The 21,794-nt window shown below is 64.4% G+C and carries 23 protein-coding genes; 12 read left to right on the top strand and 11 right to left on the bottom strand.

Features of this window, described 5'->3' with window-relative positions; genetic code table 11:
- Nucleotides 1-2,841 carry a DEAD/DEAH box helicase gene (locus tag C440_RS12810; protein WP_008320925.1) on the bottom strand — a complete coding sequence of 947 codons (2,841 nt, stop codon included), beginning with the start codon at nucleotides 2,839-2,841 and terminating at the stop codon, nucleotides 1-3.
- 90 nt (nucleotides 2,842-2,931) lie between these two features.
- Between C440_RS12810 and C440_RS12805 the strand changes: the two genes are divergently transcribed.
- The 3 genes from C440_RS12805 to C440_RS12795 are packed head-to-tail and all read left to right on the top strand — an operon-like array spanning nucleotide 2,932 to nucleotide 3,778.
- Nucleotides 2,932-3,213 carry a hypothetical protein gene (locus C440_RS12805; RefSeq protein ID WP_008320924.1) on the top strand — a complete coding sequence of 94 codons (282 nt, stop codon included), beginning with the start codon at nucleotides 2,932-2,934 and terminating at the stop codon, nucleotides 3,211-3,213.
- Nucleotides 3,213-3,503, top strand: a complete 291-nt coding sequence (locus tag C440_RS12800; protein ID WP_008320922.1) for a hypothetical protein — start codon at nucleotides 3,213-3,215, stop codon at nucleotides 3,501-3,503. Before C440_RS12805 ends, C440_RS12800 begins: the two co-directional genes overlap by 1 nt.
- Nucleotides 3,500-3,778: a hypothetical protein gene (locus C440_RS12795; RefSeq protein ID WP_008320921.1), complete on the top strand. Its 279-nt coding sequence runs from the start codon at nucleotides 3,500-3,502 to the stop codon at nucleotides 3,776-3,778. Before C440_RS12800 ends, C440_RS12795 begins: the two co-directional genes overlap by 4 nt.
- 50 nt (nucleotides 3,779-3,828) lie before the next feature.
- Here the strand turns inward: C440_RS12795 and C440_RS12790 are convergent, their stop codons facing one another.
- Genes C440_RS12790 through C440_RS12780 form a run of 3 tightly spaced genes read right to left on the bottom strand, consistent with a single transcriptional unit; the run spans nucleotide 3,829 to nucleotide 7,799 of the window.
- Nucleotides 3,829-4,611 (bottom strand): metallophosphoesterase, encoded by a 783-nt coding sequence (locus C440_RS12790; RefSeq protein WP_008320920.1) that lies wholly within the window; start codon nucleotides 4,609-4,611, stop codon nucleotides 3,829-3,831.
- A gap of 3 nt (nucleotides 4,612-4,614) precedes the next feature.
- Nucleotides 4,615-6,522: a hypothetical protein gene (locus C440_RS12785; protein WP_008320919.1), complete on the bottom strand. Its 1,908-nt coding sequence runs from the start codon at nucleotides 6,520-6,522 to the stop codon at nucleotides 4,615-4,617.
- Nucleotides 6,519-7,799 carry a Single-stranded DNA binding protein gene (locus C440_RS12780; protein WP_008320918.1) on the bottom strand — a complete coding sequence of 427 codons (1,281 nt, stop codon included), beginning with the start codon at nucleotides 7,797-7,799 and terminating at the stop codon, nucleotides 6,519-6,521. Before C440_RS12780 ends, C440_RS12785 begins: the two co-directional genes overlap by 4 nt.
- A gap of 173 nt (nucleotides 7,800-7,972) precedes the next feature.
- Between C440_RS12780 and C440_RS12775 the strand changes: the two genes are divergently transcribed.
- Nucleotides 7,973-8,359: a DUF7510 family protein gene (locus C440_RS12775; RefSeq protein ID WP_008320917.1), complete on the top strand. Its 387-nt coding sequence runs from the start codon at nucleotides 7,973-7,975 to the stop codon at nucleotides 8,357-8,359.
- Between the two features lie 31 nt (nucleotides 8,360-8,390).
- On the opposite strand, the gene C440_RS12770 is transcribed toward C440_RS12775, so the two are convergent.
- Nucleotides 8,391-9,431, bottom strand: coding sequence for a glycosyltransferase family 4 protein (locus tag C440_RS12770; protein ID WP_049915946.1), 1,041 nt, complete (start codon nucleotides 9,429-9,431; stop codon nucleotides 8,391-8,393).
- A gap of 122 nt (nucleotides 9,432-9,553) precedes the next feature.
- Here C440_RS12770 and C440_RS12765 point away from each other — a divergent pair, with 122 nt between their 5' ends.
- Entirely contained in the window at nucleotides 9,554-10,213 is a 660-nt protein-coding gene (locus C440_RS12765; RefSeq protein WP_008320914.1) for a 2,5-diamino-6-(ribosylamino)-4(3H)-pyrimidinone 5'-phosphate reductase, read from the top strand.
- A gap of 194 nt (nucleotides 10,214-10,407) precedes the next feature.
- Complete coding sequence (gene trxA / locus C440_RS12760) at nucleotides 10,408-10,743, top strand: thioredoxin (protein WP_049915944.1); 336 nt, start codon at nucleotides 10,408-10,410, stop codon at nucleotides 10,741-10,743.
- A gap of 63 nt (nucleotides 10,744-10,806) precedes the next feature.
- Here the strand turns inward: trxA and C440_RS12755 are convergent, their stop codons facing one another.
- Complete coding sequence (locus tag C440_RS12755; protein WP_083894021.1) at nucleotides 10,807-11,121, bottom strand: NifU family protein; 315 nt, start codon at nucleotides 11,119-11,121, stop codon at nucleotides 10,807-10,809.
- 126 nt (nucleotides 11,122-11,247) lie between these two features.
- Here C440_RS12755 and C440_RS12750 point away from each other — a divergent pair, with 126 nt between their 5' ends.
- Nucleotides 11,248-11,964, top strand: coding sequence for a ribosome assembly factor SBDS (locus C440_RS12750; protein ID WP_008320910.1), 717 nt, complete (start codon nucleotides 11,248-11,250; stop codon nucleotides 11,962-11,964).
- Nucleotides 11,965-12,035: 71 nt separating this feature from the next.
- On the opposite strand, the gene C440_RS12745 is transcribed toward C440_RS12750, so the two are convergent.
- Both C440_RS12745 and C440_RS12740 read right to left on the bottom strand, forming a co-directional pair.
- Nucleotides 12,036-12,305 (bottom strand): hypothetical protein, encoded by a 270-nt coding sequence (locus C440_RS12745; protein WP_049915829.1) that lies wholly within the window; start codon nucleotides 12,303-12,305, stop codon nucleotides 12,036-12,038.
- Between the two features lie 338 nt (nucleotides 12,306-12,643).
- Complete coding sequence (locus tag C440_RS12740) at nucleotides 12,644-12,973, bottom strand: FUN14 domain-containing protein (protein WP_049915827.1); 330 nt, start codon at nucleotides 12,971-12,973, stop codon at nucleotides 12,644-12,646.
- Between the two features lie 240 nt (nucleotides 12,974-13,213).
- Here C440_RS12740 and hflX point away from each other — a divergent pair, with 240 nt between their 5' ends.
- Nucleotides 13,214-14,515 carry a GTPase HflX gene (hflX, locus tag C440_RS12735; protein WP_008320907.1) on the top strand — a complete coding sequence of 434 codons (1,302 nt, stop codon included), beginning with the start codon at nucleotides 13,214-13,216 and terminating at the stop codon, nucleotides 14,513-14,515.
- A 20-nt stretch (nucleotides 14,516-14,535) separates the two neighbouring features.
- Here the strand turns inward: hflX and moaC are convergent, their stop codons facing one another.
- Together moaC and C440_RS12725 are read right to left on the bottom strand one after the other, a co-directional pair.
- Nucleotides 14,536-15,105 carry a cyclic pyranopterin monophosphate synthase MoaC gene (moaC, locus tag C440_RS12730; protein ID WP_008320905.1) on the bottom strand — a complete coding sequence of 190 codons (570 nt, stop codon included), beginning with the start codon at nucleotides 15,103-15,105 and terminating at the stop codon, nucleotides 14,536-14,538.
- Complete coding sequence (locus C440_RS12725; RefSeq protein ID WP_083894020.1) at nucleotides 15,102-16,538, bottom strand: NAD(P)H-hydrate dehydratase; 1,437 nt, start codon at nucleotides 16,536-16,538, stop codon at nucleotides 15,102-15,104. Before C440_RS12725 ends, moaC begins: the two co-directional genes overlap by 4 nt.
- A 314-nt stretch (nucleotides 16,539-16,852) precedes the next feature.
- On the opposite strand from C440_RS12725, the gene C440_RS12720 reads away from it, so the two are divergent.
- From C440_RS12720 to C440_RS12710, 3 genes are all read left to right on the top strand, one after another.
- Entirely contained in the window at nucleotides 16,853-18,043 is a 1,191-nt protein-coding gene (locus C440_RS12720; protein ID WP_008320902.1) for an MFS transporter, read from the top strand.
- A gap of 58 nt (nucleotides 18,044-18,101) precedes the next feature.
- A complete protein-coding gene (locus tag C440_RS12715) occupies nucleotides 18,102-18,491 on the top strand; it encodes an ArsR/SmtB family transcription factor (RefSeq protein ID WP_008320901.1) in 390 nt (129 codons plus the stop codon).
- Nucleotides 18,492-18,605: 114 nt separating this feature from the next.
- Complete coding sequence (locus C440_RS12710; RefSeq protein ID WP_008320899.1) at nucleotides 18,606-20,960, top strand: ATP-dependent DNA helicase; 2,355 nt, start codon at nucleotides 18,606-18,608, stop codon at nucleotides 20,958-20,960.
- Nucleotides 20,961-21,159: 199 nt separating this feature from the next.
- Here the strand turns inward: C440_RS12710 and C440_RS12705 are convergent, their stop codons facing one another.
- Nucleotides 21,160-21,348 carry a DUF7576 family protein gene (locus tag C440_RS12705; RefSeq protein ID WP_008320898.1) on the bottom strand — a complete coding sequence of 63 codons (189 nt, stop codon included), beginning with the start codon at nucleotides 21,346-21,348 and terminating at the stop codon, nucleotides 21,160-21,162.
- Between the two features lie 195 nt (nucleotides 21,349-21,543).
- On the opposite strand from C440_RS12705, the gene C440_RS12700 reads away from it, so the two are divergent.
- The gene (locus C440_RS12700; protein WP_049915825.1) at nucleotides 21,544-21,765 is read left to right on the top strand and encodes a DUF7511 domain-containing protein; all 222 of its coding nucleotides are present in this window, start codon (nucleotides 21,544-21,546) and stop codon (nucleotides 21,763-21,765) included.
- Nucleotides 21,766-21,794: the final 29 nt, after the last annotated feature.

The following is a 21,794-nucleotide window of genomic DNA, read 5'->3' as shown; positions in this document are numbered from 1 at the left end:
TCAGTCCCAAAACGACTGCGTTCGGGCGTACTCGCGTTCGCGTTCGAGGATGTCGCGGTAGAAGTCGGCGTCGTCGTCGCGGAGTTTGTTGATGATGCGCGCCGCGTTGTGCGGGCCGACGCCGCGGGCCGCGAGCGCGACGACGGCTTTCCTCCCGTGCGCCTGCACCAGACTCGCCGAGCGATACGCGCGTTTCGTCAGGCGCTCCTGCTCGTCGTCTTTCTCGGGCGCTCGAACTGCCGTCACGGTCTCTTCGTCCCACGGGTTGAGCGCGGCGACGCGAGTCGCACCGCAGTTCGGACACGTCGGCGGGTCGCGTACGCGTTTCACTTTCGTCTTCCGCGTCCACTCCTTGCAGTGAAGACAGGCAAGGAGCACCCGGTCGTTTTGAATTCGCTCTCGAATCGTCTCGATGACGCTCGCATCGGCGTTTTCGGGCACGAGCAGGTCGGTTCCAGAACCGCGTCCGCCGGTTCCGATTGGCGTCGGTTCGCGGGCGACGACGAGTTCGACATCGCCGTCGCGGATGCGACGGAGAAGTTCGACCGTGGCTTCGACCGAGAGGTCCGTGTGGAACACTTCTCTGACCGCCTCGTCGAAGACCGGTGTGTCTTCGAGCGCGGCGAGCAGTCGGTCACCGCCGAACCGGCCCTTACCCTGATACCGCTTGAGCGCGCCGAACTTCGCGGCGACCTGTGCGAGCGTGAATTTCAGCGACTCGGAGCGCTTCAGCGCGAGTTCGAGCAGGCTTTCGACGTGTCCGGGGTCGGTCTCACGAAGTACCTCTGCGAACGTGGTCGGCCGAACCGACCCCGGCACGTCGAACTCGACCCGGTAGGGGTCAACTTCCATCCCGACCGACGAGCCGGTTCGCTGGCCGATAAGCGCAGCGAGCAGTCGGCCGAGCGTCTCGTTCACGCGGTGGCCATAACAGGAGTTGAGCGTCACCTGTCGGGGCGACCCTTCGAGGACGAGTCTGTCGGCCGTCGGAATCGGCGCGTCGGCCTCGACCTGACGCTCGGTGGGGGCGAGCGCCGACGAAACCGTTTCCTCGTCGGCCGGATACCGCGTTGCGATGTCGCGGGCGACGCGCTCGCGGTCCGCCCCGGGGTCGAACTGCGAGGCGGCCACGTCGCGGAGGTCGCCCACCTCACCAGCGACCGGCGCGGGGACCGGAATCTCCGACCCCACCCACGACGGAACCTCGCCACCGGGGTCTTCGATAGGCGAGACGTTCACGCGCGCCTCCTCGTCGTCAACGTCGTTGACGCGCCACATCTCGCCGCGCTGGATGAACGCCGCGCCCGGCGACGCGAAGTTGCGGACGAACTTCTCGTCCAAGGTACCGATTTGCCGACGCGAAGACATGTCGTGGACGTCGTAGGTCTCCTCGTCGGGAATCATCGAGAGGTTGGCGTAGAAGTACTGCCACGTGCCGCCCGACTTTTCGAGGCTGTCCGCTTTCTCGTCCAACCAGAGCAGGCGGTTGCGAGAGAGTTCGCGGACGACGGCGCGGAAGTCGTCTTCCGAGAGGTCGCAAAACGGGTACGCCCGCGTGACGATTTCGTAGGCTCGCCGGGCCGACACGTCGCCGTAGTCCATGACGACGCCGACGATTTGGTTTGCGACGGTGTCGAGACTGCCGTGGTGGACGCGGGCTGGTTCGACCTCACCCGACTCGGCGCGGCGAGCGATTGCGAGTGCTTCGAGCGTGTCGTCCGGGTGGTCGGTGACGATGGTGCCGCGCGAGACGGCGCCAAGTCGGTGGCCCGCCCGCCCGACTCGTTGGAGCAGGCGGGCGACTTCTCGCGGGCTATTGTACTGGACGACGTGGTCTACACGGCCCACGTCGATGCCGAGTTCCATCGACGACGTACAGATGAGCGCGTCCAACTCGCCGGCTTTGAAGCGGTCTTCCACGTCGATTCGGACGTCTTTCGAGAGCGACCCGTGGTGGACCTCGATGGGGTCGTCGAGCGCCTTGAATCGGGAGCCGAGAGCCTCCGCGGTCTGGCGGGTGTTGACGAAGACGAGCACCGATTGGTGGTCCCGGACGATGTCGCGTATCGTCCGGACGTGACTCGCTATCTCCGGGTCGGTGGCGAGTTTCCCGGCGAGTCGCTCGTCTTCGTTCGTCACCACCGGTCTGACGACCTCGAACTCGACGCGGTTGTCCACGTCAACCTCGATGATTTCGAAGTCGCGGTCGCCGGTCAGGAACTTCCCGACTTCCGCCGGTGACCCGACGGTCGCCGACAGACCGATTCGCTGGAACGGTCCCGCGAGTTCCCGAAGTCGCTCCAAGCCGACGGTCAACTGCGCCCCGCGCTTGGCCGACGCGAGTTCGTGAACCTCGTCAACGACGACGTGTTCTACGTCCGAAAGCGCCTTTCTGAGCTTCTTTCCGGTCAACATCGCTTGCAACGTCTCGGGCGTCGTCACCAACACGTCCGGCGGGTCGTTGGCCTGCTTTTGGCGCTGGTACTGCGTGGTGTCGCCGTGGCGAACGTCGATGTCGATTCCGAGGTGCTCGCCCCACCAATCGAGGCGCTGGCGCATGTCGCGGTTCAGCGCCCGAAGCGGCGTGATGTACAGTGCTGAGATGCCGAACCGCTCGTCGGCGTCGGCGATGGCCGAAAAGACGGGCAACATCGCGGTCTCCGTCTTACCGGTCCCGGTCGGCGCGATGATGAGACCGTTTTCCCCGGCGGCGAGCGGGGGTATCGCCCGGCGCTGTGGCTCGGTCGGCGTCGTGAATCCGCGCTCCGAGAGGGCGTTGCGGACGGGTTGTGAGAGCCTCGTAAAGGCGTCCATTCCGGCGGCGGCCTCGCCGTCTGGCATCGCCCGAGGTTACGAGTGAACGCGATTAAACGCACCGCTCGGAGTGGTCGTCTCCGGCAGGTTCATGTCGAATGTGAATCAATTCTGGGCGTGTCCCCGAATCGTGTCTATTGGGTCTCGTTCGTGTTTTGCGGACTCGTCACAGCCGCCAATGTCGGCTTGACACTCACTGAGAGATCGACCGCTATCGCAACCGTCGCGGCGGCTTTGGTGGGGGGTGTTGTGATTCTCATTGCAGTGGCCGCGCTCTGGTATCCTGGCGACGACAGTGTAGCGACAGAGTGGGGCCCGCTCGTCTATTTCGTCGCCGGGAGCGCAGTTCTCTACACCGCCCTGATCGCGGTGGACCACCTCTATTCGGTGGTCACCTGATGCTCTCGCCAGCACGCGCACAGCAGTTTTGTTGGGCGACGTTTCAGGTCGGGATTGCCGTCGCCCTCGTCAACGCCACGGACGGATTGTTCCCACCAACCGTTCGTTACATTGGCGGTGCGCTCGTGGCGCTCGCGCTTGTGACTGTAGTCCTCGCGCTCGGTCGGCGCGACGAGTCGAACCAACCTGCGGACTGGTCGTTGGGCGTCTACGGAATCACACTCACTGGACCAACCTTCTTGCTCGCGCAAGTGGTGTCGCTTGTCTTCGAGAGTGGAGTTGGGCCGTGACCCCGGAACGGACGTTCTGGCTGTCGCAGGCGGGATTCACTGCTGGGAACCTGCTTATCGCACTCGGCACCCAGCGAGGCGACCTCGCGGCGTGGCAACTGGTCTTCGCCGCAGTGCTGGTGCTTTCGACTCTCTGGTTCGTCGTCTATGCTGTTCGGGAACGAGAGAAAGGCGTTCCAGCGTTCTTCCGCGAGTGGACCGGCTGGCAGCGACTCGCTCGCGTGACGGCCGTCGCTGTGTTTGTCCTCGGTAGCCTCACGTTCGCCTTCGCGTAGTCGAGTCAGAAAACGGAGACCGTGTTTGACGACCCCGACAACTGCTCCGCTCAGACGTTCCGATAGTCACCCAACCGCGTCCCATCGAGCAGGTACGCCTCCCCATCCACCAGCCCATCTGGAAGGAACGGCGAGAGAAACCCCTGACCGGGGACGTTGACCCACGTTCCGCCGGAGGTGTTGTTGAACGCCGGAAACACGACCAATTCGGGGTCGTGCCATTCTAACTCCGATACGTCCACGTCGAAGTGGTCGGCGAACACCTCCACCGCGAGCGACCCGCGAAGCCAGACGCGCTCTTTTCGCCCGCCACCGACTTCGTCTTCCAGTCTGACCGCCGGGTGCTCGTGGGCCGAACAGACCACGTCGGCCGCGAGGACGTCGCGGGCGGGCCACGTGTGGCCGTGGCAGAATCCCACGTCGCCGAGGCGGACGCCAGCGCGGTCCGTTACCTCGACGCAGTCGTCGAAGAAGTCCGTGAGACCGCCGTCGTGATTCCCGGGGACGAGCGTCATCTCGGCGCGGTCGGTCACGGCGGCAACGAGGTCCCGTAGCTCCCCGGCTTCGTCGCCTTTCGGGTCGCCGATGCGGTGGCCGAGGTCGCCGAGGACGACGAGTCGGTCGGCTTCGGTTCGGTCGAGAAGCGACAGGAGTCGTTCGCGTCGGACGGCGGCGTTCGACGGCAGTTCGACGCCGCGCTCGTAGCGCAGTCCGGACTCGATACCGGCGTGGTAGTCGGCGACGACGAGCGAACGCTCCGGGAACCCGCGGCGCGTCGTTTGGGCGACGGCGGCGGGGTGGCCGGGAACCGGTTCGACGAGGGAGTCGGACACGACTTAGATCGCTTTCAGCACGCCGTCCTGCGGTTCGTAGCACCGGCCGCCGAGGAGCGCCTCCTGAATCGCGTCTTCGACCGCACCGGGGTCTGCGCCGTGCTCATCGACGACGACCGCGAGCACGTCGTCGTGGGCGGCACCGTCGCCGTCGTCGAGGGTTTCCATGGTGTCTACGACGACCGATTCGAGGTCGATGTCTTCGGCGGCGGTGTCGTCGTCGCCGTCACCGTCGTCGGCCGTCTCGTCGGTTGCGGTATCCGAAGTTGCGCCAGATTCGGGCGCGGGCGCGGCGTCTTGGTCGGCGGCCGCTTCCGACCCCGAGGCAGGTTCGGATGGCGTTGTAGACACAGGTTCCGAGGCAGGTTCTGCTTCTGCTTCCGACTTCGAGACCGGTTCGTCTTCGAGTTGTTCGGAGAGTTCGTTCGCGTCGGGAACGTCGATATCCGCCTCGCCGGCGGGGTCAACGTCGGTCCCGGAAGTGAACTCCGTGCCGAACTCGGACTCTATTTCGGCCCGCTCGTCGTCGCCGAGTTCGTACATCCCGTTCGGGTCGGTCGAAGACGCGCTGTCGGCGTCCGAATCGCCAGCCTCTGTGTCGGCCGATGTGTCCTCGGATTCCGACGAGTCGATGTCGCCGAAGTCGTCCTCGAAATCGCCAAGTTCGCCGTCGGTCGCATCGAGCGAGTCGTGTTCGGCTGGGTCGTCCCCGAAGTCGCCGAGAGTGCCGGACGAGTCAGACGAGGATTCGGGTTCCGATTCCGATTCCGGCTCTGGCTTCGATTCCAGTTCCGACTCAGATTCGACTGCTGGTTCCGAACCGGATACCGATTCGGGAGCCGGTTCAGGCTCGGATGCCAGTTCAGGCTCGGAGTTACTCGCCGCCTCAATCTTGGACTCGGCGGCTGTGTCGGCGTCGGCTTCGGCGCCAGCCGCGGCCGTCTGCGATTCGGTCGCAACGTCGTCTCCGAGTGCGTCCGTCGATTCGGCTGTCGCCTCGGGCGCAGAGTCGGCTGTCCGTGGTTCGGACTTCGATTCGGACGCGTCGTCGGTCTCCGCGACGGCTTCCGGCCCGTCGGAGTCCGCAGAATCGGCACTCGCTGTGAGTTCACCCGTCTCGGCGGAGCCGTCTGCTTCCGACTCGGTCTCGGTAGCCGTCACGTCGATGCTCTCGACCGGTTCGAGGTCGGGGGCAGGAAGCGAGCCGAGGACCGCGTCGCCGCCTTCGTCGGGTGCGACAGACAGCGGGTCAACTTGGTCGCGGTCGCCGGCGACGAGTTCGAGCGCCTGCACGGCGAGTTCGCGGAGCGCTTCGAGGTACGTGCGGGTCGTTCCGTAGTGCTCGATAGCGCGTGGAATCCCGGCGGCGAGCGTCGAATCAACGCCGCGGGCTTCGAGCGCGCGGGTCAGGTCGTCGCCGCGGTAGGGCATCGACAGCGCTTCGTCGAACACCGCGATTCGCCGGAGCGTCGCTTCGGCGGCCGAGACGACCCAGCGGTCACGCACGTCGGCATCGACGGTGTTGATGCTCTCGGGGCGGACCGACGTGTACACCACGTCCGCGTCGTCGGGTTCGTACGTTCGGGCTTTCCCGGCGAGCGAGACGAACGCCGGCGGCGTCGTCCCATCGAGGAACGCCATCGGTTCGGGTTGGTACTGCCCGGCGTAGGTGACGAACGCGCCCGTCGGGTCGGCGATTCGCCCACGGAGCACTTCGTCGTTGACGCGTTCGACTTCGGTGAGGACGCCAGCGACGAACGTGCGATTCAGGCGCGCGCCCGTCGGGGAGACCACGAAGTTCGGTGCTCGTTCTTCGTCGCTTTCGGAGTACGAGAGCGACGCGTCGTCGAACTCGACGGCAAAGAGGCGGTAGGCGACTTCGCGGGTGCCGACGACCGGCGAGGAACTCATGCGCGCACCTCCGTAAGAAGGGTCGCGGCACGTTCAGCGGGGTCGTCGTCGGTCTCCTCGAACTCGTCGGCTTCGAGGTTCGCGCCGTACTCGTCAACCGAGAGGTTCCCGCGGACGCGGTACTCACAGCCGACGACTTTCGACGCGATTTCGTCGGCGACGACTTCCTTGTCCATCGCCTCGCGGGCGGCGTCCATCGCTTCGGCCATTGTCCCGCCGTAGAGTTCCTCCGTGAGGTCGCGGTCGAGAATCGCCGTCAGCGTGCCCGTTCCGTCGTCGAGAATCGCCTTCACGCGCATGTCGTCTTCACCGTCAACGTCGCCGTGTTGGCGACACTGGCCGTTCTGGACGACGCGACCGCAGTCGGGACAGCGCTCGATGAGACCGGACCCGTCGCGTACTTCGAGGACGTTGCCGAGGATTTCGACGTCGAACATGCCGCCCGCATCGACGGCTTCACCAATCGTGAGTCGCGGCGCGGCGTCAGTCACGGCGACCGGCTCGTCGAGCACTTCGAGCGACGTGAACTCCGAGATGTTCACCTGCGGGACGCCGCGGAACTCGCGGACGTACACGTCCGAGAGACGGAGGCTCGCGCCTTCTTTGACGTCCGGGCGGGGTTGCCAGTCGGTGAAGGGCAGTCGGCCGGTCTCGTCGGCGACGACGCCCGAAAGGATGGTCGTCTCGCCATCACGGCCGTCGATTGTCCGCGAATCGACTTCGAGAACGCGCACTTCGACGGTGCGGCCGCGGTCACCCGCGTCGAGGTCGATGAGTGACTCGTCGCCGCCGATGCGGTCGTCGTATGGCGTCTCGACCGGTTCGGACTCGACGCCGACGGTGGAAGACGCGCCGATGTTGAGTTCGGGCTTGCCGTCCCACTCGCGGACGCCAGCGTTGCCGATGGTCACGGAGTCGCCGGGTTCGAAGCCGAAGTCCTGCCACGCGGTGTAGGAGATGACGCCCGATTCGTCGGCGAGTTCGCCCTCGCGGATGGTTTGGGCGTCGCCTTGGTAGACGATAGAGCGCGTGCCGACGGTGAGGACGCGAACCGTCACCGAGACGTTCCCGTCGTCGGGGTCGATGTCGGCGATTTGCTTCGAAGACGGCGGAGCGTCGCCCCCCGACGTGCCGCCGCCGTGTTTTCGGCGGACGCTCTGTTTCGCTTCGTCAAGCGGGACGCTGTACTGCAGGAGGTTCTGCAGGTCGGATTTGACCTCCTCTTTATCGACACCGAGGGCGGAGGCAAGCTCCTCGGCATGCTGGTCGAGTTCCATCGGTGGGGCATTCGCCCCCATCGAATAAAAAGGGTTGCCGGCCCGACGAACGTGACGACGAGCGTCCGCAACTCAGAAGCCGCCGAGGGCGACCCCGTCGTCAGCGAGACGGGGCGTGTTCGGCAGTAGTGTGTGTGCGAATCACTAAGTGTGCTCGCGCCCGTCTGAAGCGTATGACGAACGACGAGACCACGGGTGTGGGCGAAGACGGGAACGAGGACGGAAACGTGTCCTTCTCAGTAACTATCGAAGACGGCTGGACAACCATCGTGATGGCCGGCGACAAGGACACGGCGGTCGTCGTCCGCTCGGCATCGGGCGAGCGAATCTATCTGCCTCCGGAAGACTTCGATGCCGGACAGTCGAGCGACAGCGCGTACCAGCGGTCGGACAGCCCGTACCAATCGGGGGGCGACTCGTCGTACCAGTCGGTCCAAACCGACGATTCGCCGTATCAGTCCGCACGCGGGACGATGCCCCGCGAGGGCATGGTCCCGACGAGAGGCGGCTACCGGATTCGCCACCCCGAGCCGGTAACCGACATTCGTCTGCTTCGGTGACCTCGTCAGCACGTCGCCGCTCTCAGTCCCGTCAGTCCGTCTCGTCGATGATTTCGTGATAGAACTTGACCGTCTCGTCTACGACTCGGTCCCACGTGTACGGTTCGTACTCCGGTTCGCCGTCGAGCGAAAGCCCGTATTCGATGCCGTCGGCAATAGACTGCGAGTCGGGTTCGACTTCGATAACGCAGTCGTCCGGGAGCACCTCTGCCGCGCCGCTTTCGGTTGCGACAACGCGCGTGCCGGTCGAAAGCGCCTCGACGATTGTGATACCGAACGGTTCGGAAAGCGACGGCGAGACGAACAGGTCCGCGGCGGCGTAATAGTCGCCGAGTTCCGGTTCGGGCACGTAGCCGACCCACTCGATTCGGTCCTCGACACCGAGCAGTTCGGCGAATCGCTTGAGTTGGTCGGTGAGATGGCCGGACCCGCCCATGACGAGTGTCACGTCTTCGCGGCCGAGTTTCTCCAGCGCGTAGACGAGGTGTGAGATTCCCTTTTGGTCCGTGTGGCGTCCGACGAAAAAGAGCATCTTCCCGTCGATACCGAGTTCGGCTTTGATGTCGCGGCCGGTCGTTTCGCACTCCGAAAACCCGTTGTAGATGACGTGGCAGTCGCCGCCGTACTCGTCTTTGACCTTCGTTGCGAGGAGATTGCTCACCGCGAGGAGATGGTCACAGCGCTCGGCGATGCGGCGTTCGGTCTCGACTTCCCGCTGTGGCGGGTCGATGTTGCGGTCCGACGACAGTGAGTGGAAGGTCGTCACCCATTCGATGTCCTCGTTGTTCGACTTCGCGCGCGACCCCGGACCGTAGCCGAACCAGTCGTGTGTGTGAACGATGTCGGCGTCTGCGGCCCGCTCTGCAAACGCCGAGCCGAGACGACCGATTCGCGTGATGATGTCGCCCTCGCCCGTCGGGACGCCGACGATATTCTCGCGGTCGGGCGCGTACTCCGCCGGTAAGACGAGTTCTATCTCGACGTCGTCGCGCGCTTCCAGTCGCTCGAACAACTCGCCGACGTGTGTGTCGAGACCGCCGCTGACGTTCGGCGGGAACCCCCAACCCAACATGAGGACCTTCGCAGACATTGATGGCACAATGTACCACAGATGCCTATTTAATTCCTGTCCGGGGAATGTTGCGACGACGGGCCATCGAAAGGCGTTTTCGCCGCCCCCACCGACAGACGGCCATGCACGTCCACGTCAACGCCGCCACGAGCGTCGATGGCAAACTCTCCTCGCGCCGCCGCGAGCAAATCAAAATCAGTGGCGACGACGACTTCGCCCGCGTGGACGAAATCCGAGCGACCACGGACGCCGTGCTCGTCGGCGTCGGCACCGTGCTCGCCGACGACCCACACCTGACGCTCGACGACGACGAACTCGTCTCGGCCCGCGAGGCCCGAGGCGAACCGCCGCACCCCGCCCGAGTCGTCGCCGACTCGCGGGCGCGAACCCCGACAGACGCCCGAATCCTCGACGACGAGGCGACGACGTACGTCCTCGTCTCGGCGGCCGCACCCGCAGACCGCCGCGCCGACCTCGAAGCGTCGGGCGCAGTCATCGTCGAGGCGGGCGAAGAACGCGTCTCGTTTCCCGAAGCCTGCGACGCGCTCGAAGCGCGCGGAGTCGAGCGGCTGATGGTCGAAGGCGGCGGCGAAGTCATCTTCTCGCTGTTTTCGGACGGTCTCGTGGACGAACTCTCGTTGTACGTCGGGTCGATGGTCATCGGCGGACGCGACGCGCCGACGCTTGCCGACGGCGACGGCTTCGTCGCGGACTTTCCGAGCCTCTCGTTGCGCGCGGTAGAGCGAGTTGACGACGGCGTGCTCTTGACGTACGACTGCTGAGTCGGCTCGCGCCGACTGCTGTGCTGGTTGCCAACTACCGGTTGTCGAGTAGCGACTATCGAGTGCCGACTGCCGACTATCGACTGTCGAGTACCGACGCGCAGTCGACGACGCGCGAACCCGCCGTTTCGCGGTCGTGCGGTCCCACGCAAACAGGCGCAATGGGTAAGAGTGTCGCGCCGGTATGTGTGTGCATGAGTTCACCAGACGCGACCAGTGCCCCCATCCACGTCGAGAGCGCGGCCCACCTCGACGAACTCATCGCCGACCACGACGTCGTCCTCGTCGATTACCACGCCGAGTGGTGTGGCCCGTGCAAGATGCTCGAACCCACCGTCGAGGAAATCGCCGAGGAGACGAACGCCGTCGTGGCGAAAGTTGACATCGACGAACTCCAAGACCTCGCCCGCGAAAAACAGATTCGAAGCGTCCCGACCCTCCAGTTCTACGCTCGCGGCGAGCAGGTGAAGCAGGTCATCGGCGTTCAGAGCAAAGAAGACCTCGTTGACATCATCGACGCCGCGGCGTAACCGAGGCGTCAGAGTCCGGGAGACGCTGTCTCCCGAACCGAACCCGCGGTGTAATTTCGACGCTTAGAACGGTACGTCGGAGACGTCAGGTTCGAAGCTCGCGCCTGATTCGTCGTCGTAGAAGCCGCCGGTCGAGGCGTGTACGGCGTCGATTTCGTCGAACTCGGCGACCATCCGGGACTTGAGCGCCTGAATCGTCATCGGCGAGATACCGCACCCGGAACACGCGCCGGTGAGCGAAATCCACACCTCTCCTGTGTCTTCGTCGAGCGCCTCGATACCCGCGTTCCCACCGTGCATTTGAATCTGCGGGAAGTTTCGGCGCATGAACAGTTCGATGCGTGCTTCGAGGGACTTCTCCGACGATTGTTCGGTCATACCGTGAGATGGGTGACAGGCCAGCATAACGGTTTCTTCACCGTCGAAGACGGCGAATTTCGCGGGACGCCGCGACGGTCATCCGGTCGGCGAGGGCTTTTTAGCACGGAGAGAGTATCGCAACCTATGATTTCACTCGACGAGGCAGTCACGGCCCGCCTGGAATCTCACGGCGCGCGTTTCGAGGTGCTCATCGACCCCGATGCGGCGCTCGCAATCAAGCGCGACGAGTTCGACGGCGACCTCGAAGCGGTCATCGCCGCCGAAGACGTGTTCGAAGACGCGTCTCGCGGTGACCGCCCCGCCGAAAACGACCTCGAAAAGGTGTTCGGAACGACCGACCCGATGGAGATTATCCCCGAGGTCGTCAAGAAAGGGGAAATCCAGATTACGGCCGACCAGCGCCGCGAGATGCAGGAACAAAAGCGCCGGTCGCTCATCAACCGCATCGCCCGCAACGCGGTCAACCCACAGATGAACGACTCGCCGCACCCGCCCGAGCGAATCGAGCGCGCGCTCGAAGAAGCCGGATTCAAAATCGACCCGATGGAGCCGGTCGAATCGCAGGTTGACGACGCGCTCGACGCGCTCCGTCCCGTCCTGCCCATCAAGTTCGCCGAGGTCACCGTCGCCGTCCAACTGCCCGCCGAATACGCCGGTAGCGGACAGGCACAGATTCGAAGTTACGGTGACCTCGAACGCGAAGAGTGGCAAAGCGACGGGTCGTGGGTCGGCGTCATCACGTTCCCCGCAGGGATGCAAAACGACTTCTACGACAAGGTGAACAACATCACAAGCGGAACCGCAGAAACGCGCATCGTAAAGGACGAAGACGACCTATAACGACCGAGAGACAACCGACAACGACTGGGTGACAACCTGTAACGACTGAGGGACGACTCAGTCTGTCTTTTTCACTGCCCGTTAGCCAGACCCAGTATGAGGACGTAACTGACGACGAACGGCGCGAGGGTCGGCACCGCCGTTGCCGAGACCTCGATAGCGAGTGCTACCGGAGCCGATAGTTCACTCGCATGCTGGATGGGGAGAAACGACGAGGAGAGAGCCGAGATTTGGATGAACGCGGCACCGAACAAGAACACCACGCCAGTGTGGACAGTGGCTCGAACGATACCCGTCGATTCCGGCGTCGAAACGAGTGACGGCGGGACAATCGAGTCCACTGCGATTAACAACCCACCGACCAGCACGAGCAGAATGCTGTGTACTCGTAGGAGTACGGGGACGACAGGCCGTCGAGGACCGTGGTAACGCCTCCGACCGCCGCAAACAGGAAATAGGACGCAGAAAATGTACGGATTCCAGTGGAGATACCACGAGAGTACCCGACGATAAACTCACTTCGTCTTCGACCGTTCAGATGGGCGTATATTTTCGGCGAAAGACGGTCCGCAATGGCGTCTCTGTACTGGGTGGTTCGATAGCCCATCACGACGAGAAGCACGGAATTCAGGAGTCCAACGACAGTGCTGTGAGACATCCGCGCAACGCTAACCAGCGGTTATCCCTTCTTGAAACCGACGAGGAACCCACCGGAGAAGCCGGCGGAGATAGAAAGCGTGGAGAGAATCGTCGAAATCCAGTCCGGTGGCGCACCTGTCGCGGCGTCTTGGGTCGCACTCACGAGGCCGCCGGTGAGGCGTTCCCAATCGACTGAGAGGATGCCGCGCGATTCGAGGAACTTGAACACAGCGAGTTCGAGACCGACGATGACGGCGATAATCTTTGCCACCTTCTTGGCGGCGAAGCCGATGATACCGCCGACGACGGCCCCGCTACCGAATTCGAACCCGAGTTGTTGCGGGTCGAGGCTTAGTTGCAAGGGGTCCATACCGCCAACATCCGACGTGATCATATAAGTTACTTGTGGGGGACAGTCGTGAGACTCGGCAGATTCGCCGCCGGCGCGGGCAATCTACAAGAGTCCCGGCGACCAAACGCGGTTATGGAATGGGAGGTGACGAGCCGCCATCTCGACGTGTAATCCCGGCCGAACGGGGCTTAAGTGGCTCCGGCGGCTAGTACCGACTGATACAGTGCAGGCAACGAACTTCACATCCGAGGTGTGGCGATGACGCGCGTCGTCGTCGCAAAGCGCGTTGACCGCGGAGACGCCGACCTCACGGAGATTTCGGACCTCGCCCGCGCGGCGGGCTACGAGGTAGTCGCGCGCCTCTCACAGACCCGCGAAGAGGATGCCGCGTTCCACTTCGGCGAGGGGAAAGTCGGCGAATTAGCGTCGCTCGTCGCACGAGAAGACGCCGCGGCCGTTATCGTCGATAACCGACTGGGTCCCTACCAGACGTACAACATCGGCCAGAAGCTTCCGAACGATGTCGAGGTCATCGACCGTTTCACGCTCATCCTCGAAATCTTCGGCCAGCGGGCGAACACCCGCAAGGCGCAGCTACAGGTCGAACTCGCCGAACTCCGGTACGAACTCCCGCGTGCCGAGGCGAAGGCGTCGCTAGCGAAACGCGACGAGCGCCCCGGCTTCATGGGTCTCGGCGAGTACGACGAGAGCCGCGAGCGCGACATCAAAGCGCAGATTTCGCGCATCAAAAACGAACTCGACGCCATCGCGGAGAAAGAAGAGACACGACGCGAACAGCGCCGCGAATCCGGCTTCGACCTCGTGGCCCTCGCGGGCTACACGAACGCCGGGAAATCGACGCTGATGCAACGACTCGCCGCGGACTTGGAGGTCGGCCAAAACGACGACTTGCATCCGGACCTCGACCCGACCGCGGAGTCAGAAGACAAACTGTTCACGACCCTCGGAACGACGACTCGGCGGGCCGAAACGGGCAAGCGAGACGTCCTTCTGACCGACACGGTCGGTTTCGTCTCCGACCTTCCCCACTGGCTCGTCGAGTCGTTCAAATCCACACTCGACTCCGTCTATCGCGCGGACCTCGTGTTGCTCGTGGTTGATGCATCGGAACCGCTCGAAGAGATGCGCGAAAAGCTCATCACCAGCCACGACACGCTCTACGAGCGCAACGAGGCCCCCATCGTCACCGTGTTCAACAAGGTGGACAAGGTGGCCGACGCGGAACTCGAAGAAAAACGCGCCGCGCTCTCGGCGCTCGCACCGAATCCGGTCGCCGTCTCGGGTCTCACCGGCGAGAACGTCGAAGCGCTGGCCGAGCGCGTCGAGCGGGAACTGCCCGCGTGGGAGCAGGAACGACTCTTGCTACCGATGGCCGACGACACGATGAGTCTCGTCTCGTGGCTCTACGACCACGCGCACGTCGAGCGCGAAGACTACGAGGGCGAACAGGTCCACGTCGAATTCGAAGCGCGCCCGGCTATCGTCGAAAAAGCGCGAGCGAAGGCCGCAGACATCTCGGTGCCCGCGGATTCGGCCTGAGAGTTCGACCCGAGACGCGCTCAGCCAAGCGTCTCTTTTTCTTTCGTGACGACTTCCACGTCTGAAATCTTCGTTCCCGGATACTGGCCGGCGTCGTCCTTCTCGGCGGCCTTCACCATGTCCCAGACGACGTTGAGACCGGTCGTAACGCCTTCGAGCGCCTCCATCTCACACCCCGTCTTCCCGGTCGTCTCGACGGTGACAGAGAGCGTGACCGACTCGTCGGCCACGTCGAAGACGGTCTCGACGTTCGTGATGGGAATCTGGTGGCACATCGGAATCGTCTCCCACGTGTGCTTGACGGCCTGAATCGCGCCGATTCGGGCGGTTGCGAGCACGTCTCCTTTCCCGATTTGGTCTTCGCGGATGGCCCGAATCGTCGAGGCTCGGAGGTGAATCGTCCCGTGGGCGACCGCCCGACGGCGCGTGTCTGGTTTGGCACCGACATCGACCATCTGGACGGTCCCGTCGTCATCGACGTGTGTCAGTGCTTGCCCGTCGTCTGCAGTCTCGTCTGCGTTGGATTCCACCTCGGTTTCGGCGTCTGTGTCCGTCTCGACTTCGGCGTCTGTGTCCGCTTCGTCGCTCATTCGTCAACCCCTCGGAGGGCCTCGGGGAGTCGTTCGAGCAGGTCGGTTGCGACCAGTCCGCCGTCGAATTCGTCGGCCGCGAGGTCGCCCGCGCGTCCGTTTGCGTAGGCCGCGACGGCGGCCGCATCGAGGGGCGGAAGCACTGCCGCGAGCGCGCCGGTCGCGCCCGCGAGCACGTCACCGGTTCCACCGACGGTCATACCGGGGTTCCCGGTTCGGTTGACGCGGCTCTCGTCACCGCCGGCAATCACGTCGTACGCGCCTTTCACGAGAAGCGTGTGTCCGAGGTCGGCCGCGAAGTCCGAAACGAGGTCGCGGCGCACGTCCCAGTCGGCGTCGGTCTCGCCGCCCATCTGTCGCAATTCGCCTTGGTGCGGCGTGCAGATGAGCGTGGCTTCGGTGTCAACGTCGGGGACGACTTGGAGCGCGTCGGCATCGACGACGGCGGTACCGTCGTAGGAGTCGAGGAAGGCTCGGACCGCATCGAGTGAGTCGTCGTCGTCTCCGAGTCCGGGTCCGAAGACGACGACGTCGCGGTCGGCGGCGAACCCGAGGAGGTCGGGGACGTGCTCGGGTGCGAGTCGGTCGCCCGCGAAGCCGCGGACGATGAGGTTCTCGGAGTATCCCTGTACCTCGCGTGCGACGTGTTCGGGGCACGCGACGCGAGCGAGGTCGGCCCCAGCGCGGAGTGCGGCCTGCGCGGCCAGCGCCGGCGCGCCGGTGTACGGACCTCCGCCGACGACGAGCACGTCGCCGTGGTCGCCTTTGTGACTCTGTGCGTCGCGCCGGAGGGCGAGCAGGTCGCCCGGGCCGGTAAAGCGTTCTGCGGCCGCCGGAATGCCGATGTCGGCGACGGTCACGTCGCAATCGAGGTCGCCGAGTCCGGGTTTGTCATCGTGGAAGGTGACGACGTGGTCTGCATCGACGGCGTCGCCCGCGGCCTCGCCGGTGTCGGCGTCGATACCGGACGGCACGTCAACCGCGAGAACCGACGCGTCGGCGTCGTTGATGGCCTTCGCGGCGGTCGCCTCTGGTTCGCGGAGCGAACCGGTCACGCCGGTCCCGAGCATCGCGTCCACGACGAGGTCCGGGTCGCCGAGGTCGAAGGCGGCGGAGTCAGTGACGGTCCGGTGGTCGAGTTCGCTGGCGACGAGCGCGTCCCAGTTTTCGCGGGCGATGTCGGTCGCAATCGTCTCGGGGCGACCGAGGAGGTGGACGGTCACGTCGTAGACCTGTAGAAACCGTGCGGCGACGAGCGCGTCGCCGCCGTTGTTTCCGCGTCCGGCGACGATAGCGACCGTCGCGCCGGGGTCAACGAGGTCGCGGCAGACCCGAGCGACGGCGTTTCCGCTCGATTCCATGAGTTGCTTCCGCGGGACGCCGAGCGCTTCGGCGTTCACATCGACCGCGGCCATGCGTCTGCTCGTTATCATAGCGTGTCGTTCGCCCGGCCTCGCGTTAACAGATGTGGTCGGGCGTGGCTGGTCCGGCTGGTCCGGTTGGATGCGGTCGGATAGGGTCGGACGGTAGTTAGGCTCGACCGAGTGCGGTTGGTCTGGTTGGACGAGTCCGGATGCGGGCGGGCGCAGTTGAACGCAGTCGGATACGGTCGAATCGCGGGACCGACGACTGAACAGTCGGATTGAACGTGTGATAACCGATTTGTGGACGTGGCCACCCGAGCCAACGTGTGTCGTCGCTGTCCGCTTCCGCAACGCTTGACTCGTGGGCCAAGAAACCCCGTTCAGTGACCCGTCGTCTCTTCGGCACGCTCTGCGGACTCGTCTTCCTCGTCAATTTCGGTCGCGTTGCGTTCCCACCGCTCGTGGAGACGCTCCAAAGCGACTTCGCCGTCGGTTCTGGGGCTATCGGCATCGTGATGACGCTCGTGTGGCTCGGAACCGCGGTTCCACGCATTCCGGTCGGCTACCTGCTGACGCGGGTGTCGAGACGACGCGTCGTCCTCGGCGCAGGGACGCTCCTCGTCGTCGCTTCGGCGTTCACCGCGAGCGCGACGTCGCTTCTGACGCTCCAAATCGGCGCGTTCGGTATCGGTCTCGCATCGGGTGCGTACTTCGTCTCCGCCGTCCCGCTCGTCGGCGAGTTGTTCCCCGAACGCGTCGGTCGGATGGTCGGTATCCACGGCTCTGCGAGCCAGATTGCCGCAGTCGTCGCCGCGCCGGCCGTCGTCTTCATCCTCAGTTTAGCGGGGACGACGTGGCGCGAGACGTTCCAAACGCTCGCCGTCGCCGCCGCGGTCGTGACGCTCTTACTATACGCCGTCTCCCGCGACGGCAGTGCCAGCGCCGGAACCGGCACCGACCGGAACTTTTCGGCCGCGCTCGGCCACTGGAAACTCATCCTCACCGGCGTTCTATTCATCGCGCCCGCGGGATTCGTCTGGCAGGGGCTGTTCAATTTCCTCGTCGTCTACATGGACCTCGGAAAAGGATTCAGCGCCACCGAAGCGGGGACGATGTTGACTATCGTCTTCGCCGCGGGCGTCCCGGCGTTCTCGCTTTCGGGGCAACTCGCGGATAAACTCCCGCACGTGCCCTACATTCTCGGCCTGCTCGTCGCCTTCATCGGGTCGCTCGTCGCGCTCACGTTCGCACAGGGATTCGTCGCCGTCGCCGTCGTCGTCGCGGTGCTCGGCTACGTCGTCCACAGTCTGTTTCCCGCGCTGGACACATTCATGCTCTCGTCGCTCCCGAACGACGCCCGCGGCAGCGCATACGCCGTCTTCAGCGGGACTGCACTCCTCTTGGAGGCGAACGGAAGCGGCGCTGTGGGCCTTCTCAAGGAGGCCGGCTACGAATTCGAAATCGTGTATCAGACGCTCGCTGGCGGGCTGTTCGTCGTCGTCGCGGTGCTCACCGTCCTCTACGCGACGAACCTCCTCCCCGGAGTCAGTCGCGGGGAGAACGCATCGGTATAACTGTACCTTATCGTGACCGTCCGAAACGGTTTACTTTCTCCCACTGATTGACAGTATCATGTCAGGGTTGCTACCGTCCGACGGGGACGTCGATACAAGCGGTGAGAGTGCTCCTCGTGTCCACTGGCTCAACGACGACGAGACGGAGCAACTCCTCGGGAGCCTCTCGTGTGATACCGCCCGCGAGATACTGTCGTGTCTACAGGAGTCGCCCGCGACGGCGACCGAACTCGCCGAGATGGTCGATACGTCCATCCAAAACGCGCGACACCACCTCGGGAACCTCCTCGACGCCGACTTGGTTCGCGTCGCCGGGACCCGGTACTCGGAGAAGGGACGCGAGATGAAGGTGTACGCCTCGGTGAGCGCACCGCTCGTCGTCTGTGTCGGCGGCGACGAAGACGACAGAGAGGGGTTCGCGGACGCTATCTCCTCGTTCCTCGAATAACAGTCGGTACACGGCACTCTCGACGCGCCGTTCGCACACTCGACGTTTCCTCGGACGAAACTTCACCTCGAACGAAACTTCAAGTACGAATCCGCGGCCATCACCGACACCCCTATGGCCGTCGCAACTGGACCTGAGAGCGTGACCTGGCAGGAGGTGTTCGGCCACCCGGAGGCGTATCCGGAGCAAGCCGATGGAATCGAAACCGCGATAGCGACCGCTCGAAACAACGGGTTTGCCGTCGTCGAAGGCGCGTGCGGGACCGGCAAGACGATGTTAGCGCTCACCGCCGGTATCGACCTCGTGCGCGACCCCGACTCCGACTACGAACGCGTCTTCGTCCTCACGAGCGTCAAACAGCAACTCCGGCAGTTCGAGGCCGACCTCCGCACTATCAACGAAAACCTCCCCAACGAGTGGAACCCCGTCTCCGGACTCACACTCGTTGGCAAGGCCGACGTCTGTCCCTACAGCAGACAGCGCTGTGGCGGTATCGACGATTCGACCGTCTACGACCGCTGTGAAGCGCTCCGCGACCGAACTCGCGGTCTCGTCGGCGACGGCGGGCGAACGAGTGCAGAGGCGCTCGCCAAGGACGCGAGAGAACAACAGACCGGTCTCCTCAACACCGGGTCGGCGACGGCCGGTCCCTCCTATCTCGAAACAGCGGGCGAACCGACGCCGTATCCGAAATCGATGCCCGAGTACGAGAACGTTGAGTACTGCCCATTTTACGCGAACTTCCTCGCGGACCTTCCCGACGACGGCGACCCGATCGAAGCCGTCCCCTTCGAGTTCGACGACAAGGGCCTCATCACCACCGACGACCTCGTCTCGCTCGCCGCGGGCGCGGGGTCGTGTCCGCACTCCGTGATGGGCGCGCTGTTGCCCCACGTCGAGGTCGTCGTCGGTAACTACTACCACGCGTTCGACCCGACGACGGTCGGCACGTTCACCGGCGCGCTCGTGGACGATTCGACCTTCGTCATCTGCGACGAGGCGCACATGCTCGAACCGCGAGTCCGGGACCTCGTTTCTGTCGGCGTCGGCGACCGAACCCTCCGGGACGCAGAAAGTGAGTTCACGCGCGTCATCCAACCCGTCGAGTTCGACGATGCGGGCAAATCGACCGCCGACGCCGAGTTGGTCCGCGGTGAGTTACAGGAAGCCGACGTAACCCTGCGCGAACTGAAAGAGACGCGCGATTTCGTCCGCGACCTCCGCGAGGAACTCGACCGGCGCGTGACGGCACACCTCGATAGCGAGTACACCGGTTGGCGCGCCGACCTAACCGAACTCGCGGACGAAGAGATACCGCTCCGCGACCCCGAATCGCCGGGCGTGGACGCGCTCACCGAGTGGGCCGACGAGAACGGCTACGACGAGTGGACGTGGGTCCGCGCCGAGGCGACCGGCTCGGCGGTCGCTCGCATCCTCGACTCGGTCGAAGAAGACGACAAGCGCCGAGCGGCCCCCGCGGCGGGTCGCGCGCTCTCGACGTGGGCCTACGCCGACCACGAAAAGCACTTCCGCGAAATCGACCTCGAACGGACGTGGGACGAGATGGAACCGCCCGAGTCGTGGCGACGCGCCTACAACGCTCGGCTCTCGGTCCACAACTGCGTGCCCGGCGAAGCAATCGCCGAGCGACTGGGCGATTTCGGCGGCGGCGTCCTGATGAGCGCGACGCTCGAACCGATAGACGTGTTCCGGCGCGTGACCGGACTCGACGCCCTCGCTGACGACGGGCGACCGATAGCCGAGCGGACCTTCGGACTCGGGTTTCCCGAATCGAACCGCGCGAGTTTCGCCGTGGACGTACCGAAGTTCACACACAGCAACCGCGGGCCGCCGGGCGAGGAAAACGAGACGCGACTGGCGTACACGGACGCCGCGGCCGAAGTGTGCCAGCGGTCGCCCGGAAACGTCCTCGTCGGCATGCCGAACTACGCCGAAGCAGAGTGGATGGCCGGCGTGCTCGAAGCGCGAACCGACAAGCCCGTACTCCTGGACGAAGCCTCCGACGACGGCGCGACTGAGGAACTCAAACGCGATTTCTTCGGCGGCGACGGGAAAGTGCTCGTCACGAGTCTCCGCGGGACGCTCACCGAGGGCGTCGATTACAGCGGAGACAAACTCTCGGCCGCCGTCGTCTGCGGCGTCCCGCTCATCAACACGTCGTCGCCGCGGACCCGCGCGGTGAAGACGGCGTACGACAGAGAATTTGGCTCGGGATTCGAAACTGCGCTCACCGTGCCTGCCGTCCGCAAGGCGCGGCAAGCAATCGGGCGCGTCATCCGCGGCACCGACGAGGTCGGCGTCCGCGTCTTCGTCGATGCTCGATACGCGCGTGACTCTTGGAACGGCGTCCGCGACTATCTACCCGAACAAGAATGCGAGGAGTTCAGACCGGTCAGCCCCGATATGCTCGGGTTCGGACTCGACCAGTTCTGGTCGACCATCGAATAGCGACTTGGCGCGGGGATGCGGCGACCGAGTGCGGGAGAGTGGTGAGCGAGCGCGAGGGAGTTGCGACTCGGCGACGGCGGTGACAACACCGACGACGCCGACAACGATGGTACGACGGCAACACCGGAAACACCGACACAACTGAGAGACGGAGAGTCCTGACAGAGCCAATCGCACCCACAGCGCCGAGGACCTCCGCTTATCGTTCGTCGTCCCACGCGTCTCGGCAGTCGTCGTCGCAGAAGTGTCGGTGTCGGACAGTCTCGTCTTCGATCCACGTGACGGCCCGATGGGTCGCGGCATTGACGATTGTCTCGCCACACGTCGCACAGGTTGGGGCGTCTTCGGGGGCTACGTCAGCTTCTAAATCGGACGTGGGATCAACCATCGACACGCAGATGACGCGGCCGAACACTTCAAGCCGCCTCCAGCGGCAGAAGTCGCCCGACAGCGCTCGCCCCGACTATGTATCTCACCCCGCCCCCTCCACGTGGAACGTGTTAGTACCTGCAGATATTGGCAATGTGTACCACACTTAGTGAAGGTTATGTAATCACGGTCGCGTTTGTATATGTGACGGCGAATGTCCGAAGTGCCCGCCTCTCAAGATTCGGTTGCAGGGACTGTTGACCGCCCCGGCGTCGATACCGCCGGTGATTGCCATCTTCATAGTGTCGTCGTAACCTACCGAGGAAGTCCCGACAAGGTCACCGTCTACCCCCGCCGTGACAGTTGTTGCGACCAGATGGAGGCGTGGTTGACCGCCGACATCGACGCGTTCGTCTCACTCGACGAGATGTGTTGATGTCCGGGCGGTCGCCATAGCGCCTCCCG

Origin of the sequence: Haloferax mucosum ATCC BAA-1512 (assembly GCF_000337815.1) — an archaeon.
GTDB lineage: Archaea > Halobacteriota > Halobacteria > Halobacteriales > Haloferacaceae > Haloferax > Haloferax mucosum.
The sequence above is the reverse complement of the archived record's forward strand: the minus strand, read 5'-3'. Positions and strand labels throughout refer to the sequence as shown.

Coding starts and splice junctions, on each gene's coding strand:
- C440_RS12810 (WP_008320925.1), bottom strand. CDS start 2,841: ATGCCAGACGGCGAGGCCGCCGCCGGAATGGACGCCTTTACGAGGCTC.
- C440_RS12800 (WP_008320922.1), top strand. CDS start 3,213: ATGCTCTCGCCAGCACGCGCACAGCAGTTTTGTTGGGCGACGTTTCAG.
- C440_RS12785 (WP_008320919.1), bottom strand. CDS start 6,522: ATGAGTTCCTCGCCGGTCGTCGGCACCCGCGAAGTCGCCTACCGCCTC.
- C440_RS12780 (WP_008320918.1), bottom strand. CDS start 7,799: ATGGAACTCGACCAGCATGCCGAGGAGCTTGCCTCCGCCCTCGGTGTC.
- C440_RS12775 (WP_008320917.1), top strand. CDS start 7,973: ATGACGAACGACGAGACCACGGGTGTGGGCGAAGACGGGAACGAGGAC.
- C440_RS12770 (WP_049915946.1), bottom strand. CDS start 9,431: ATGTTGGGTTGGGGGTTCCCGCCGAACGTCAGCGGCGGTCTCGACACA.
- C440_RS12765 (WP_008320914.1), top strand. CDS start 9,554: ATGCACGTCCACGTCAACGCCGCCACGAGCGTCGATGGCAAACTCTCC.
- trxA (WP_049915944.1), top strand. CDS start 10,408: ATGAGTTCACCAGACGCGACCAGTGCCCCCATCCACGTCGAGAGCGCG.
- C440_RS12755 (WP_083894021.1), bottom strand. CDS start 11,121: ATGACCGAACAATCGTCGGAGAAGTCCCTCGAAGCACGCATCGAACTG.
- C440_RS12750 (WP_008320910.1), top strand. CDS start 11,248: ATGATTTCACTCGACGAGGCAGTCACGGCCCGCCTGGAATCTCACGGC.
- C440_RS12740 (WP_049915827.1), bottom strand. CDS start 12,973: ATGGACCCCTTGCAACTAAGCCTCGACCCGCAACAACTCGGGTTCGAA.
- hflX (WP_008320907.1), top strand. CDS start 13,214: ATGACGCGCGTCGTCGTCGCAAAGCGCGTTGACCGCGGAGACGCCGAC.
- moaC (WP_008320905.1), bottom strand. CDS start 15,105: ATGAGCGACGAAGCGGACACAGACGCCGAAGTCGAGACGGACACAGAC.
- C440_RS12725 (WP_083894020.1), bottom strand. CDS start 16,538: ATGATAACGAGCAGACGCATGGCCGCGGTCGATGTGAACGCCGAAGCG.
- C440_RS12715 (WP_008320901.1), top strand. CDS start 18,102: ATGTCAGGGTTGCTACCGTCCGACGGGGACGTCGATACAAGCGGTGAG.
- C440_RS12710 (WP_008320899.1), top strand. CDS start 18,606: ATGGCCGTCGCAACTGGACCTGAGAGCGTGACCTGGCAGGAGGTGTTC.
- C440_RS12705 (WP_008320898.1), bottom strand. CDS start 21,348: ATGGTTGATCCCACGTCCGATTTAGAAGCTGACGTAGCCCCCGAAGAC.
- C440_RS12700 (WP_049915825.1), top strand. CDS start 21,544: ATGTCCGAAGTGCCCGCCTCTCAAGATTCGGTTGCAGGGACTGTTGAC.